The following is a 14,412-nucleotide window of genomic DNA, read 5'->3' on the forward strand; positions in this document are numbered from 1 at the left end:
CAAGAGCGGGCATGCTCGCCAAGGGCGCACCGCGCTCTAACGGTCTGGCGCGATCAACCCGCACAACCCCGCCGTCGCCTCGATCATCTGCCCACTGGGCCGCTCCAGGCCCTTGTCACTGACCCGCAACAAGCGCCCCTGCTTCACCGCCGCCAGCTGCGGCCAGGCTTTCCACGCGTCGAGCTGGGCCTGTTCGGTGGCCAGGATGACCTGGGGATCGCGCTGCAAAACCGATTCCACGCTGACCTGCGGCGCCGGCAGGGTCAGGTCGGCAAAGACGTTACGCGCCCCGCAAACCGCCAGGGCATCGCTGATGACCTGCCCACCGCCGACGGTGTACAGCGGCCGATCCCAGACCTGGTAGAACACCGGCAATGGCTCAGCGCGCCGATAGCGGCGGCGCAACGCCTCGAGACGCTCGCGCAACAGCGCCGCTCGCTGCTGCCCTCGTTCGGGACGGCCGAGCCGCGCGGCAATGTCTTCGATCTGACCGATGAGTTGGTCGAGGTTGTGGGGCTCGGCCACATAGACCGGGATAGCCAGGCGTTTGAGCTGCTCGCGTTGCGCCTTGCCGACGCTGCCGGGCCAGAGCAGGAGCAGATCGGGCCGCAGGCTGAGCAACCGCTCCATATCCAGCTGCCCGTAACGTCCTACGGAAGGCAGATCCTTCAGCACGGGCGGACGCTCACCGCCATCCAGCACCCCCACCAGCAGGTCGGCGGAGTCCAGCTCAACGACGATTTCCGACATTGACGGCGCCAGGCTGACCACCCGCGGGGCCGCGGCAGTCGAGGCGCTGGCGACCAGCAGCAAGACCGCCAGCCAGCGGCCCATCAGCCGAGTTGGCGCGGTAGGCGATACAGGTAGAACAGCACCGCAGTAGACAAGGCCAGCAGCATCAACGGCACGGCCTCCAGGCCGACGAACACCGCCAGCGCACCGATCCAGGCCGGCAAGCCGGCGGCCAGGAAAGCGGCACGGCGGCGGGCCGCCAGCTCGATCCAGGCCTGGGGCTCTTCAGGGGTGTCGAGAGACTTCTGCGTGGCAATCAGGGCAAGCTTGTACGCGCCGAAGAATCGCAGGCTGACGAACATCGAGGCCACGCCGGCGATGAACAGCGGCATCGCCAGCACCGGCAGGATCGCCTCGCCCTGACCAAACACCGCGTTGATCACGAACAGCGGCAGCAAGGCCAGCGCCAGGTATTTCCACCAACTGACGGCCAGCCGCCTGCGGACCTGACCCCGCGTCACGCGCGGTCGACCTCGCCCTGGTGCTCGTTGCCCATCATATGGTCGAGCTTGCTGGCCTTGGTCGCCAGGTAGAGCTTGTTGTGAGGATTGTGGCCGGTGTGCAGCGGCACACGCTCGGCCACCACGATGCCCATGTCGGTCAGCGCCTTGACCTTGCGCGGGTTGTTGGTCATCAACCGCAGGGACTTGATGCCCAGGTGTTCGAGCATGGGCTGGCAGATGCTGTAGTCGCGCAGGTCGGCGGCGAACCCGAGGCGCTCGTTGGCTTCCACGGTATCGGCGCCACCATCCTGCAATTCATAGGCGCGGATCTTGTTCAACAGGCCAATGCCGCGCCCTTCCTGGCGCAGGTACAACAGCACGCCGCGGCCTTCCCGGGCGATGGCCTGCAGCGCGGCTTCGAGTTGCGAACCGCAGTCGCAGCGCTGGCTGAACAGGGCATCGCCCGTCAGGCATTCGGAGTGAAGGCGACCAAGCACCGGCGCACCATCGGCAACATCACCCAGGCTCAGCACGACGTGTTCGCGACCGGTGGCTTCATCGAGGAAACCATGCATGGTGAATTGCGCAAAGGGCGTTGGCAGCTTGGAAGCGGCAACAAAAACGACAGGCACCGGTGTGCTCCTGATCTAGTACTGGAGATTCGCAGAGGGGGGCATTGTAACAGCAGCTTCCGATGGACGCTTAGGCTGAATTATCGGCCATTACCATCGAAAAGGTTGATCACGGTTTCGGCGGCTTGCCGTGTGCGTCGAAAGGATAAGGTTGTTTCCAACGCTCGAAAATCGGTTTCAACTGGCCGCTCCTGACCAGGATCTCCATGCGGCGGTCGAACAGCGCGCTCAACGCCTTTCCGTTTTCGGTGTTGGCGAAGCCCAGGTACAACGGCAGGTTGATCAGCGGCGAGAGCTTGTACTGCTGGGGGTTATCGGCCTTGGACAGTACATCCTCGATTTCCATCAAGGCGTCGATGTAGAAGTCGGCCCGATCATGCAGCAACATCGGCAGGATGCCCACGGAGCGGTGGATTTCATTGAAGCGCCGGATATTGGGCAGGTAGTTGTTGTATTCGTACCCGCGCATCCACACCAGGCGATAATTGCCTATGGTCGCCAGGGTCGGCGTTGGCTTGGAGGCCAACCCCAGGGCATAGATGTGATCGACATCGTAATGCCACTTCGGGTACAGCACGCCCTCGGACTCATCGAGGTACGCGCCGACCTGCACGTCGGCCTCGCCGCGCTGCACCAACCCGATCGAACGGGTGTAGGGCACGCTGCGGATCTCCAACCGGACGCCTTCGGGCTCGAACACTTCCCGCAGGATGTCCCAAGCCATGCCCTTGCCATCAGCCTGGGTGTAGTCGGACCATTCCTCGCTGGCGGCACGGACCTTGTCGGGCAGCGGCGCCGAGTCGGCCACCCGGATGCCAAGGCCAGCTCCTAGACACAGCAACAGCAACAGTGCGCGGCTTACGCCCATGCCTGAATCCCTCAGGTGAAACACCACACCAACCCCTGCATTGCCAACCAGGCGAAAACACCCGCCAACACATCGTCAAGCATGATACCGACACCGCCGTGTACGTGACGGTCGACCCAGCGAATCGGCCATGGCTTGAGGATATCGAAGAAGCGGAACACCAAAAACCCCGTCAACAACCAGTACCAGCCCTCCGGCACCAGCCACAGGGTGATCCACATGCCGACCATTTCGTCCCAGACGATACCTTCATGATCGTGCACCCGCAGGTCGTCCGCGACCTTGCCACACAACCAGAAGCCGAACAGCATGGTGATGCCCAGCGCCAGCCAGTAGCCCCAGTCCGGCAACATCTGCCACAACGGTATGAAGGGTAGCGCAACCAGCGAGCCCCAGGTGCCCGGGGCCTTGGGCAACGTGCCGGAACCGAAGCCAAACGCCACGAAATGCCAGGGATTGCGCCAGACCGACGGGGGTACGAATTCAGCCGGGACCTGGTTGGGATGATCTGTCACGGTGTCTCCCGAAAATGTTGATAACCCCGGATTTGCGGGGTGATGTCGCGTCCGTCCGGGTCGACCAGGCTGACGCCCTGCCCTGCTTCGACACGGCCGACCACGTGGACGGGCCAACCTTGCGCCTGCAATTGCGACAATCGGACAGGCGGTAGGGTGAAGAGCAGCACATAGTCGTCCCCACCACTCAGCGCGGCCTGTTCGGCCTGGGCACGCCCAAGCAATGCCAGCAAAGCCTTGGACAACGGCAGGCGGTCCCGTTCAACCTTTAATGCGACGCCGGACGCCAATGCGATATGCCCGCAGTCGGCCAGCAGTCCATCGGAAATGTCCATCGCCGCACTCGCCAGGCCTCGCAACGCCAGGCCCAGGTCGACCTGGGGCCGTGGCGACCAGTACTGCGCCAGCAATGGCTCGGCGACCGCCGGTTCGGCTGCTCGCTGGCCGAGCACCAGGGGCAGCGCGCCGGCAGCGTTACCCAGTTCACCACCGACACACAGCCAGTCGCCGGGGCGCGCGCCGCTTCGAGTCAGGGCCTGGCCGGTCGGCACGCGGCCGAACACGGTCATGGTCAGGCTCAGCGGCCCTCGGGTGGTATCCCCGCCCACCAACCCGACACCGCAGGCCTGGGCCATCTGGTTCAAGCCGCGGGCATAGGCCTGCAACCAATCGGCGGTCACCGTCGGCAAGGTCAAGGCAAGGGTAAAGGCCAGCGGGGTCGCCCCCATGGCAGCCAGGTCACTGACGGCCACGGCCAGCGAGCGCTGGCCCAGCAGATAGGGATCGCAAGGGTCGGGAAAATGCACACCGGCCACGAGGGTGTCGGTGGAAACGGCCAACTGTTCCCCGGCAGGGACCGCCAGCAAGGCACAATCGTCGCCGATCCCCAGCGCAACGCCCTCGCCGCCCTGCGCACAAGGCGCGGCGGCGAAGTAGCTGCGGATCAGCTCAAACTCACCCATTCAGCGCTTGAACGCCTTCACTTCGGCTTCGCGCAGACGCGGTGCGAGCTTGTCGAGTACGCCGTTGACAAATTTGTGGCCATCGGTGGAACCGAAGACCTTCGCCAGCTCGATCCCCTCGTTGATCACCACACGATAGGGTACATCGACGCGGTGCATCAGTTCCCAGGTGGACAGCCGCAATACCGCCAGCTCAACCGGATCCAGCTCTTCGATGGTCAGGTCCAGGCAAGGGGCCAGGGCCTTGTCGATCTCGGTCTTGTGAGCCGGGACGCCGTGCAGGATCTCGCGGAAATACGCACCGTCGACATCGCTGAAATCGTTATCGACCCGAAACTGAGCTTCGATCTCGTTCAACGATTGCCGGGCCATGTGCCATTGATACAAGGCCTGGGTCGCGAGCTGACGGGCTTCGCGACGCTTGGCGCTTTTCGACGGCTTGCCGGCATCGGCCGGCTTGGGATCGCGCGGGTTGAAACGATCGCTTTCGTCGCTAATCACTTGGCCTCCAACTGCGCCAGCAGGCTGACCATTTCCAGGGCGGACAGGGCAGCTTCGGCACCTTTGTTACCGGCCTTGGTGCCGGAACGCTCGATGGCTTGCTCGATGGAATCAACGGTCAGCACGCCGAAGGCGACCGGCACGCCGAACTCCATGGAGACCTGGGCCAGGCCCTTGGTGCACTCGCCGGCCACGTATTCGAAGTGCGGAGTACCGCCGCGAATGACCGCGCCGAGGGCGATGATTGCCGCAAACTCGCCCTTTTGAGCGACTTTCTGCGCAACCAGCGGAATTTCGAAGGCGCCAGGGGCACGGATGATGGTGATGTCGCTTTCGCTCACGCCGTGGCGAACCAGGGCATCGACCGCACCGTCAACCAGGCTCTCGACCACGAAGCTGTTGAAACGGCCCACTACCAGAGCGTAGCGGCCTTTGGGGGCGATGAAGGTACCTTCGATGGTCTTCAGGGTCATTCGTCAGATCTCTTAAAGAGCCAGAGCGCGTTCTATACGCGCTCTTTCAGTGATATTAGCTTCGAATTACAGCACCGCAGATCCCGCCATTGCCGCTCGCTTGCGTCACGTTTGTGGCGAGGGGGTTCCCCGCTGGGCTGCGAAGCGGCCCCTTTTTCTGGGACTGCTGCGCAGTCCAGCGGGGATGAATCCCCTCGCCACAATAATCCGACAAGCCTGAACAACAATGCTGAAATCTCCGGGCCTTTATTCGGAGGGCACGTATTCTACAACTTCCAGATCGAAACCGGATATCGCATTGAACTTCATCGGCGCACTCATCAGGCGCATTTTACGCACGCCCAAGTCGCGAAGGATCTGCGAACCGGCACCGACGATGCTGTAGGTGGTCGGTTTTTTCACGGCGGTCTGATCGGCGGTTTCACGGATGTGGGCCAGCAGCACGTCACCGTCGAGGGGATGTCCGAGCAGCAGCACCACGCCGCTGCCGGCCTCGGCCACCGCGGCCATGGCGGCGCGCAGGCTCCAGCGGCCAGGCTGCTTGACCATCAGCAGGTCGCGCAGCGGGTCCATGTTGTGCACCCGGACCAGGGTCGGCTCTTCGGCGCACACGGTGCCCAGGGTCAGCGCCATGTGCACGTCACCCTCCACCGAGTCGCGGTAGGTCACCAGGTTGAAATGGCCCAGCTCGCTGTCCAGCGGCTGCTCGGCGATCCGCTGAACGGTACGTTCGTGGATCATCCGGTAGTGGATCAGGTCGGCGATGGTGCCGATCTTGATGTTGTGTTCGGCGGCGAAGGCTTCCAGTTCCGCGCGACGGGACATGGTGCCGTCGTCGTTCATCACTTCGCAGATCACCCCGGCAGGCTCGAAACCGGCCATGCGCGCCAGGTCGCAAGCCGCTTCGGTGTGGCCGGCGCGGGCCAGGGTGCCGCCGGCCTGGGCCATCAGCGGGAAGATGTGACCGGGGCTGACGATGTCTTCGGCCTTGGCGTCCTTTGCGGCGGCGGCCTGCACGGTACGCGCACGGTCCGCGGCGGAAATGCCGGTGGTCACGCCTTCGGCGGCCTCGATGGAGACGGTGAACTTGGTGCCGAAGCCGGAGCCATTGCGCGGCGCCATCAGTGGCAGCTTCAGCAGTTCGCAGCGCTCGCGGGTCATCGGCATGCAGATAAGCCCACGGGCATGCTTGGCCATGAAGTTGATGTGCTCGGCCTTGCAGCACTCGGCGGCCATGATCAGGTCGCCTTCGTTCTCGCGGTCTTCGTCATCCATGAGGATGACCATCTTGCCTTGGCGGATGTCTTCAACCAGTTCTTCGATGCTATTGAGCGCCACGCGGCACCCCCTTGGGTCAGGATTTGAGGTAGCCGTTGGCGGCCAGAAAACTTTCAGTGATGTTGCCAGGCTTTTGCGAGGAGCCCGACTCCGCGGCCTTGTCCCCCAGCAGCAGGCGCTCCAGGTAACGGGCCAGCAGGTCGACTTCCAGGTTGACCCGGCGCCCCGGCCGATACGAGGCCATGATGGTTTCGCTCAAGGTATGGGGAATGATCGTCAGCAGGAACTCGGCGCCATCCACCGCGTTGACCGTCAGGCTGGTGCCGTCGACGGTGATCGAGCCTTTATGGGCAATGTACTTGGCCAGTTCTTTCGGGGCGCGGATGCGAAACTCCACCGCCCGGGCGTTATCGGTGCGGGAAACCACTTCGCCGACGCCATCCACATGACCGCTGACCAGATGCCCGCCCAGTCGCGTGGTGGGAGTCAGGGCCTTTTCCAGGTTGACCGGGCTGCCGCTCTTGAGGTCGTTCATGGCGGTGCAGTCGAGCGTCTCGCGACTGACATCGGCCATGAAACCGTTGCCCGGCAGTTCGACGGCCGTCAGGCACACGCCGTTCACGGCGATGCTGTCGCCCAGCTTGACGTCGCTCAGGTCGAGCTTGCCGGTTTCGACGTAGACCCGCACATCACCGCCCTTGGGGGTGAGTGCGCGGATGCTGCCGATGGATTCGATGATGCCGGTAAACATGGAGTCCTCCTCGAGAACAGGCCGCCGCTTGAGCGAAGGCCGGCAATTATACGCTGGCCAGCGGAACGGGAATGGCGATGACTCGCCAGTCATCGCCCACGGCACGGATTTCGGTGATTTTCAGTTCCGCAGCGTCCTTCATCTGCGCCAGCGGCCAGTCCAGCAACGGTCGCGCCGAAGAGCCCAGGAACTTGCCGGCGATGAAAATCTGGAATTCGTCCACCAACCCTTGCCGGGCAAATGCCCCCGCCAGGCGCGGACCGGCCTCCACCAGCACTTCATTGACGCCACGGGCCGCCAGTGCCTTGAGCAGGCGATGCAGATCGACCTGGCCGTCATCCCCCGCCACGATCATGCACTCAGGGCCATTGGCATACTGTTCTTCAACCGCCATGCAGGTGGCGACCAGCGCCGGACCGGCCTTGAAGAAAGGCGCGTCCAGCGGCACCCGCAGGCGCCCGTCCACCAGCACCCGCAGCGGCGGACGGCTCATGACCAGCGCCGTCTGCTGCGCATCCAGCCCCAGTTCGTCGGCGCGCACGGTCAGCCGGGCATTGTCCGCCAGCACCGTGTCGGCACCGGTCAAGACCACGCTGGCCTGGGCGCGCAGGCGCTGTACCGCCGAACGCGCGGCGGGACCGGTGATCCATTGGCTTTCGCCGCTTTGCATGGCGGTGCGGCCATCGAGGCTCATGGCGAGCTTGACCCGCACGAAGGGCAGGCCGTGTTCCATGCGCTTGAGGAAACCTTCGTTGATCTTGCGCGCCTCGCCCTCCAGCACGCCGCTTTGGGTGGCGATGCCGGCCTGGGCCAGCCGCTGCAGGCCGCGACCGGCGACTTCCGGGTTCGGGTCCTGCATCGCCGCCACGACCCTGGCGACACCAGCATTGACCAACGCATCGGCACAGGGCGGCGTACGCCCATGGTGGCTGCAAGGTTCCAGGGTCACGTAGGCCGTGGCGCCCCGGGCCAGTTCACCGGCGGCGCGCAGGGCATGGACTTCGGCGTGGGGCTCCCCGGCGCGGACATGCCAGCCTTCCCCGACAATCTGTCCGTCACGCACGATCACGCAACCGACCCGCGGATTGGGATGGGTGGTGTAGTGACCACGCCGCGCCAGCTCCAGGGCACGGGCCATGAACTGGGCATCGAGGATGGCCTGTTGCGCCGTAACGGTCATTCTTTCACCGGTTCGCGGGCCAGGCGGTCGATTTCCTCGCGGAACTCGTTCAGGTCCTGGAAGCGCCGATACACCGAGGCGAAGCGAATATAGGCGACTTCGTCGAGCTTCTGCAGCTCGGCCATCACCAGCTCACCGACCACCAGGGATTTGACTTCCCGCTCGCCGGTGGCCCGCAGCTTGTGCTTGATGTGCACCAGCGCCGCTTCCAGGCGCTCGACGCTCACCGGGCGTTTTTCCAGGGCGCGCTGCATACCGGCGCGCAGTTTTTCTTCGTCGAACGGCTGGCGACTGCCGTCGGTCTTGATCAGGCGCGGCAACACCAGTTCAGCGGTCTCGAACGTGGTGAAGCGTTCGCCGCAGGCCAGGCATTCGCGCCGGCGGCGCACCTGTTCGCCCTCGGCGACCAGTCGCGAGTCGATGACCTTGGTGTCGTTGGCACCGCAGAAGGGACAGTGCATGGTGGCAGGCAACAAAAAAAGGGAGGGCCATGGTAGCGCATCCCACTGGCAAGACAAGCCATAGGGTTTACGGTATACAGACGGGCTTATCGCCTGACCCATGGAATTCACCTTGCTGGAGCCACACATGCCGCTACGATCGCTCGTTCTGCTCAGTCTTTTCAGCCTGCTGGTGGCGTGCAGCAGCGACGCCCCGAAACCCGCTGCGCCAGCACCGGCTCCGGCGCCGAAACAGGCCCAGGAGAAAGCCCGGCAAGCCGCGGAGCTGGGGCCGTTGCCCGCCCACCAACGAGAGCTGAGCGGTACCCTCGACGGTGTACCGGCCGGGGCCGAAGTGGAGTTGGCACTGCTGGTGATCGACGACAAGGATCGTCCCCAGCAACTGCTCGCCAGTTCGAGCCTGATCGGTACCAACCAGACCCTGCCCTTCCGCCTGCGCTTCAACCCACAGGCCTTCCCGGTCGGCGCACGGGTGGAGTTGCGCGGACGCGCCACCCAGTCGGGCCAGTTGATCCTGCACCTGCCGGAACAGCGGATCACGCAACCGACCACCCAGGCCCTGGGCTCGCTGCAATTCGTCAAGGCGCCGTGATCCGCCAAGGCATGCAGGCACCGCAGACCCTGCAACAGGCCCTGGGCGAACTGCTGGGCGACGCGCGGCTGACGGCCTGCCCGCTGCCCGGTACGGACCTGGGGCTGTGGCTGATCGACGGCGACAACATGGACCGGGCCTTCAGCCCGGAAGAAACCCGGCGCATCCTTCACGAACCGCCGTACTGGAGCTTCTGCTGGGCCAGCGGCCTGGCGATGGCCCGCTATCTGGCTGAGCGGCCGCACTGGGTGGAAGGCAAGCGGGTACTGGACTTCGGCGCCGGCTCCGGCGTGGCGGGCATCGCGGCGGTCAAGGCCGGGGCGCTGGAAGTGGTGGCGTGCGACCTCGATCCGCTGGCGATTGCCGCGTGCCGGGCCAATGCGGCGCTCAATGGCGTGGAGCTGGGGTATTCGACGGACTTTTTCGCCGAGGCCGATCGCTTCGACCTGGTCCTGGTGGCCGATGTGCTCTACGACCGGGCCAACCTGCCACTGCTCGATCACTTCCTCAGCCGCGGCCGCGAGGCCCTGGTGGCCGACTCCCGGGTACGGGACTTCCGGCATCCGCTGTACCGACGTATCGAACTGCTCGAGGCCATGACCTTGCCGGACCTGGCCGAGCCAGAAGAGTTTCGGCATGTGAGCCTGTACCACGCGCAGCGCCAGTTCTAGAAGCCTCGCGAGCAAGCTCGCTTCCACAAGGGATCCAGTGCTCATGCGAGCCCCGTGGGAGCGGGGTTGCTCACGATGGGGCCCTGCCCATCAACACGCCTCTTACCGACACCCCGCTTTCAGCCACCCCCACCAAGCCGTATAGTTGCTCCATTCAAGCGTTCTATGAGATTCCCATGACCCAGGACACGCCCTACATCTTCGACGCCACCACCGCCGATTTCGACCAGTCGGTGATCGCGAACTCTTTCCACAAGCCCGTGCTGGTCGATTTCTGGGCCGAGTGGTGCGCCCCGTGCAAGGCGCTGATGCCGATGCTGCAAGGGATCGCCGAGAGTTATCGGGGCGAACTGCTGCTGGCCAAGGTGAACTGCGATATCGAACAGGACATCGTCGCCCGCTTCGGTATCCGCAGCCTGCCCACGGTGGTGCTGTTCAAGGATGGCCAGCCCGTCGATGGTTTCGCCGGGGCCCAGCCCGAATCGGCGGTGCGGGCGATGCTCGAACCCCACGTACAGATGCCGCCGCCAGCCGCCGCCGACCCGTTCGAGCAAGCCCAGGCACTGTTCGACGAGGGGCGCTATGCCGACGCTGAAGCCCTGCTCAAGACGCTGCTGGGTGAAGACAACACCAACGCCAAGGCGCTGATCCTGTACGCCCGTTGCCTGACCGAACGCGGTGAACTGGGCGAAGCGCAAACCGTGCTCGACGCGGTGAAAAGCGATGAGCACAAGGCCGCCCTTGCCGGGGCCAAGGCGCAGATCCAGTTTCTCGCCCTGGCCCGGAACCTGCCGGATGCCGCCGACCTCAAGGCACGCCTGGCCAAGGACCCGCAGGACGATGAAGCGGTGTATCAACTGGCTGTCCAGCAACTGGCCCGCCAGCAGTACGAACCGGCCCTCGATGCGCTGCTCAAGCTGTTCACCCGCAACCGCGCCTACAGCGAAGGCTTGCCTCACAAGACGCTGCTGCAGGTGTTCGAACTGCTGGGCAACGACCATCCGCTGGTGACGACCTATCGTCGCAAGCTGTTCGCAGCGTTGTATTGAAGAGGCAGTTGCAAGCTTCACGCTACAAGCGTCAAGACGGTTTTAGCCTGTAGCTTGAAACCTACTCTGCGACCCAGCTATAGAGCGGCGTATCGCCGCCGCTCGATACTTTCACCTCGGCGCAATGGCGCAACCGCACCAGCAGACGCTTGCCCGCCGACGCGCTGCCGGTCAGGCCTTCGAGCTGTTCCAGCAGGTCCGGGCCGCTCAGTTGCCCAGCCTTGCGCAGCAGTTCCCTGGCGATCTGCCATTGGGCATCGTCCTGGTTCGTCGGTTTGGTCGCCGGTGCCGCCGTGCCTTCGGACTTGGCCACTTGCAACTGCGCGCCGAGCTGCGCCCAGTCGCCCTCATCCATTTCGATCGACAAGTCCACCGGCCAATCGCCGACGGTTCCGCGTATGCGCAACATCACCGTGCTCCTGAAGATTTAATGTTGCCATGCTCCCATGGGCCTTGCGCGACGCCAAGCAGCCGGTCAAACTCTCCGCACTTTCGTTATAAGATTACATAACACATATTCACCTGTCCGGAGACTCGTCATGCGCCGTCTGCTTCTCGCCCTGCCGTTTGCCCTGCTGCCTTTGGCTGTCGCCCATGCGGCCGCCGAGCATGATCACGACCATGACCATGAACATGGCAGCCTCGGCGCCCACGAACACGGGGTCGGCCGCTTGAGCGCCGTGCTGGACGGCCAGACCCTGGAACTGGACCTGGACAGCCCGGCCATGAACCTGGTGGGCTTCGAACATGCCGCCACCAGCGACGCCGACAAGAAGAAGGTCGCCGCCGTCCGGGCCCAGCTGGAAAAGCCCCAGGCCTTGTTCAACCTGGCCGATGCCAAATGCTCCCTGGCCCAGCAGGAGCTGGAAAGCCCGCTGTTCGGCGACGAGCCGGAGCATGCAGGCCATGACGAAGACGACGATGGCGACGAGCACCACGAACACAGCGAGATCCACGCCCGTTACCAGTTCACCTGTGTCGCGCCTGGCGCCCTGACCCACCTGGACCTGGCGCCCCTGTTCAAGATCTTCCCCGCCACCCAGAAAATCCAGGTACAACTGATCGGCCCGAGCGGCCAGCAAGGCGCGGAATTGACGCCCAAGGCGGCCAGCCTGAAATTCTGATTCACTGCAAACCCCATGGGGGAGCGAGCTTGCTCGCGATCAGGCCGACACATCCGAACGGATGCAGCCTGACACCGCCATCGCGAGCAAGCTCGCTCCCACAGGGTTCACCTTGATCTGACCGGTTTCATATGACCCAAGCTCTCATCGAACTGTCCGACCTGGTCTTCAGCTGGCCCGGACATCCGCCCTTGCTGGACATCCCGGCATTTCGCCTGGAAGCCGGCGAGACCCTGTTCCTGAAAGGCCCCAGCGGTAGCGGCAAGACCACCCTGCTGGGGCTGCTGGGCGCAGTACAGACACCGGACCGGGGCAGCATTCGCCTGCTCGGTCAGGAGCTCAGCGCGCTGAGCGCCGCCAGCCGCGATCGCTTTCGGGTGGACCACACCGGCTATATCTTCCAGCAATTCAACCTGCTGCCGTTCCTTTCGGTGCGGGAAAACGTCGAGCTGCCCTGCCACTTTTCCCGGTTGCGCGCGCAACGTGCCGTGCAGCGCCATGGCAGTATCGGCCAGGCCGCCGCTACGCTGCTGACGCACCTGGGGTTGGCCGATCCGGACCTGCTCGGGCGCCGCGCCGACTCATTATCCATCGGCCAGCAGCAACGGGTCGCTGCCGCCCGGGCCCTGATTGGCCAGCCGGAACTGGTGATCGCCGACGAGCCCACTTCGGCACTGGACCACGATGCTCGGGAAAACTTCCTGCGGCTGTTGTTCGCCGAATGCCGCGAAGCGGGGTCGAGCCTGTTGTTTGTCAGCCATGACCGGAGCCTGGCGCCGCTGTTCGACCGCAACCTCTCGCTGGCCGATCTCAATCGCGCCGCCAAGCCACTCGAGGTCTGAGATGTATCTGTTCCGTCTAGCCATGGCCAGCCTGGCGAACCGCCGCTTCACCGCGTTCCTCACCGCCTTTGCCATTGCCCTCTCGGTCTGCCTGTTGCTGGCGGTGGAGCGAGTGCGCACCGAGGCCCGCGCCAGTTTCGCCAGCACCATCAGTGGCACCGACCTGATCGTCGGCGCCCGCTCAGGCTCGGTGAACCTGTTGCTGTATTCGGTATTCCGCATCGGCAACGCCACCAATAACATTCGCTGGGACAGCTTCGAACACTTCGCCAGCAATCCGAAGGTCAAATGGGCCATTCCCATGTCCCTGGGCGATTCCCATCGCGGCTACCGGGTCATGGGGACCACCGAGGCCTACTTCGAGCATTACCGGTATGGCCGCCAGCAACACCTGGCGCTGGCCGATGGCCGGGCGTTCGCCACCGATCCCTTCGAAGTGGTGCTTGGCGCCGAAGTGGCCGAAGCGTTGCACTACAAGCTCGGCGACAAACTGGTATTGGCCCACGGCGTGGCGACAGTCAGCCTGGTCAAGCATGACGACAAGCCCTTCACCGTGGTCGGCATCCTCAAGCGCACCGGCACTCCGGTGGATCGCACGCTGCACATCAGCCTCGGCGGCATGGAGGCGATCCATATCGACTGGAAGAATGGCGTGCCGGCCCAGGGCAACGGTCGCATCAGCGCCGACCAGGCTCGCAACATGGACCTCACGCCCCAGGCGATCACCGCGTTCATGCTCGGCCTCAACAACAAGATTTCCACCTTTGCCCTGCAGCGCGAGGTCAATGAGTTCCGAGGCGAACCACTGCTGGCGATCCTGCCCGGCGTGGCGTTGCAGGAGCTGTGGAGCCTGATGGGCACGGCGGAAAAGGCCCTGTTCGTGATATCCCTGTTTGTGGTGCTGACCGGCCTGATCGGCATGCTCACGGCGATCCTCACCAGCCTCAACGAGCGCCGCCGGGAAATGGCGATCCTGCGCTCGGTGGGTGCCCGGCCGTGGCACATCGCGAGCCTGCTGGTGCTCGAGGCCTTCGCCCTGGCGCTGGCCGGGGTGGCCGCGGGGCTGGTCTTGCTCTATGTCGGCATTGCCGCGGCACAGGGCTACGTGCAGTCGACCTACGGCTTGTACCTGCCGCTGGCCTGGCCGAGCGAGTATGAATGGACGCTCATGGCTGGCATCCTGGTCGCCGCCCTGCTGATGGGCACCGTGCCGGCCTGGCGCGCCTATCGCCAATCCCTGGCCGATGGCCTGTCGATCCGTTTATGAGGACGTTGAAC

Annotated in this window: 19 protein-coding genes; 6 read left to right on the forward strand and 13 right to left on the reverse strand. The window is 64.4% G+C overall.

The window, feature by feature from the left end; translation table 11 throughout:
* Window positions 1–36: 36 nt before the first annotated feature.
* The 12 genes from BLP99_RS18720 to nrdR all read right to left on the reverse strand — a co-directional run bounded on the left by BLP99_RS18720 (window position 37) and on the right by nrdR (window position 8,856).
* The gene (locus tag BLP99_RS18720) at window positions 37–834 is read right to left on the reverse strand and encodes a helical backbone metal receptor (RefSeq protein ID WP_072395591.1); all 798 of its coding nucleotides are present in this window, start codon (window positions 832–834) and stop codon (window positions 37–39) included.
* Window positions 834–1,253: an MFS transporter gene (locus BLP99_RS18725; protein WP_072395589.1), complete on the reverse strand. Its 420-nt coding sequence runs from the start codon at window positions 1,251–1,253 to the stop codon at window positions 834–836. The genes BLP99_RS18720 and BLP99_RS18725 overlap by 1 nt, the downstream gene beginning before the upstream one ends.
* Entirely contained in the window at window positions 1,250–1,867 is a 618-nt protein-coding gene (gene ribA / locus BLP99_RS18730) for a GTP cyclohydrolase II (RefSeq protein ID WP_072395587.1), read from the reverse strand. Before ribA ends, BLP99_RS18725 begins: the two co-directional genes overlap by 4 nt.
* A gap of 109 nt (window positions 1,868–1,976) precedes the next feature.
* A complete protein-coding gene (locus tag BLP99_RS18735; RefSeq protein WP_072395585.1) occupies window positions 1,977–2,735 on the reverse strand; it encodes a substrate-binding periplasmic protein in 759 nt (252 codons plus the stop codon).
* Between the two features lie 11 nt (window positions 2,736–2,746).
* Complete coding sequence (locus BLP99_RS18740; RefSeq protein WP_072395583.1) at window positions 2,747–3,250, reverse strand: phosphatidylglycerophosphatase A family protein; 504 nt, start codon at window positions 3,248–3,250, stop codon at window positions 2,747–2,749.
* Window positions 3,247–4,212, reverse strand: coding sequence for a thiamine-phosphate kinase (gene thiL, locus BLP99_RS18745; protein ID WP_072395580.1), 966 nt, complete (start codon window positions 4,210–4,212; stop codon window positions 3,247–3,249). Before thiL ends, BLP99_RS18740 begins: the two co-directional genes overlap by 4 nt.
* Window positions 4,213–4,713: a transcription antitermination factor NusB gene (gene nusB / locus BLP99_RS18750; RefSeq protein WP_072395578.1), complete on the reverse strand. Its 501-nt coding sequence runs from the start codon at window positions 4,711–4,713 to the stop codon at window positions 4,213–4,215.
* Entirely contained in the window at window positions 4,710–5,186 is a 477-nt protein-coding gene (ribH, locus tag BLP99_RS18755; RefSeq protein ID WP_072395576.1) for a 6,7-dimethyl-8-ribityllumazine synthase, read from the reverse strand. Before ribH ends, nusB begins: the two co-directional genes overlap by 4 nt.
* Before the next feature lie 246 nt (window positions 5,187–5,432).
* A complete protein-coding gene (gene ribBA, locus BLP99_RS18760) occupies window positions 5,433–6,524 on the reverse strand; it encodes a bifunctional 3,4-dihydroxy-2-butanone-4-phosphate synthase/GTP cyclohydrolase II (protein WP_072395574.1) in 1,092 nt (363 codons plus the stop codon).
* Between the two features lie 16 nt (window positions 6,525–6,540).
* Entirely contained in the window at window positions 6,541–7,215 is a 675-nt protein-coding gene (locus BLP99_RS18765) for a riboflavin synthase (RefSeq protein ID WP_072395572.1), read from the reverse strand.
* 46 nt (window positions 7,216–7,261) lie between these two features.
* Window positions 7,262–8,395, reverse strand: coding sequence for a bifunctional diaminohydroxyphosphoribosylaminopyrimidine deaminase/5-amino-6-(5-phosphoribosylamino)uracil reductase RibD (ribD, locus tag BLP99_RS18770; RefSeq protein ID WP_092181408.1), 1,134 nt, complete (start codon window positions 8,393–8,395; stop codon window positions 7,262–7,264).
* On the reverse strand, window positions 8,392–8,856 hold the full coding sequence (nrdR, locus tag BLP99_RS18775) for a transcriptional regulator NrdR (RefSeq protein ID WP_013694316.1): 465 nt from the start codon (window positions 8,854–8,856) through the stop codon (window positions 8,392–8,394). Before nrdR ends, ribD begins: the two co-directional genes overlap by 4 nt.
* Before the next feature lie 127 nt (window positions 8,857–8,983).
* Between nrdR and BLP99_RS18780 the strand changes: the two genes are divergently transcribed.
* The 3 genes from BLP99_RS18780 (at window position 8,984) to trxA (ending at window position 11,168) form a co-directional block, all read left to right on the forward strand.
* Window positions 8,984–9,448 carry a YbaY family lipoprotein gene (locus tag BLP99_RS18780; protein ID WP_072395568.1) on the forward strand — a complete coding sequence of 155 codons (465 nt, stop codon included), beginning with the start codon at window positions 8,984–8,986 and terminating at the stop codon, window positions 9,446–9,448.
* Between the two features lie 11 nt (window positions 9,449–9,459).
* Window positions 9,460–10,119, forward strand: coding sequence for a class I SAM-dependent methyltransferase (locus tag BLP99_RS18785; RefSeq protein WP_072431449.1), 660 nt, complete (start codon window positions 9,460–9,462; stop codon window positions 10,117–10,119).
* A gap of 176 nt (window positions 10,120–10,295) precedes the next feature.
* Complete coding sequence (gene trxA, locus BLP99_RS18790; protein ID WP_072395557.1) at window positions 10,296–11,168, forward strand: thioredoxin; 873 nt, start codon at window positions 10,296–10,298, stop codon at window positions 11,166–11,168.
* A gap of 61 nt (window positions 11,169–11,229) precedes the next feature.
* Here the strand turns inward: trxA and BLP99_RS18795 are convergent, their stop codons facing one another.
* Entirely contained in the window at window positions 11,230–11,577 is a 348-nt protein-coding gene (locus BLP99_RS18795) for a hypothetical protein (protein ID WP_072395555.1), read from the reverse strand.
* Between the two features lie 130 nt (window positions 11,578–11,707).
* On the opposite strand from BLP99_RS18795, the gene BLP99_RS18800 reads away from it, so the two are divergent.
* From BLP99_RS18800 to BLP99_RS18810, 3 genes are all read left to right on the forward strand, one after another.
* A complete protein-coding gene (locus BLP99_RS18800) occupies window positions 11,708–12,292 on the forward strand; it encodes a DUF2796 domain-containing protein (RefSeq protein WP_072395553.1) in 585 nt (194 codons plus the stop codon).
* A 131-nt stretch (window positions 12,293–12,423) separates the two neighbouring features.
* Window positions 12,424–13,134, forward strand: a complete 711-nt coding sequence (locus BLP99_RS18805) for an ABC transporter ATP-binding protein (RefSeq protein WP_072395551.1) — start codon at window positions 12,424–12,426, stop codon at window positions 13,132–13,134.
* 1 nt (window position 13,135) lies between these two features.
* Window positions 13,136–14,401 carry an ABC transporter permease gene (locus BLP99_RS18810; protein WP_072395549.1) on the forward strand — a complete coding sequence of 422 codons (1,266 nt, stop codon included), beginning with the start codon at window positions 13,136–13,138 and terminating at the stop codon, window positions 14,399–14,401.
* Window positions 14,402–14,412: the final 11 nt, after the last annotated feature.

It is taken from the genome of Pseudomonas sp. NFACC32-1 (assembly GCF_900101215.1).
Classification (GTDB): Bacteria; Pseudomonadota; Gammaproteobacteria; order Pseudomonadales; family Pseudomonadaceae; genus Aquipseudomonas.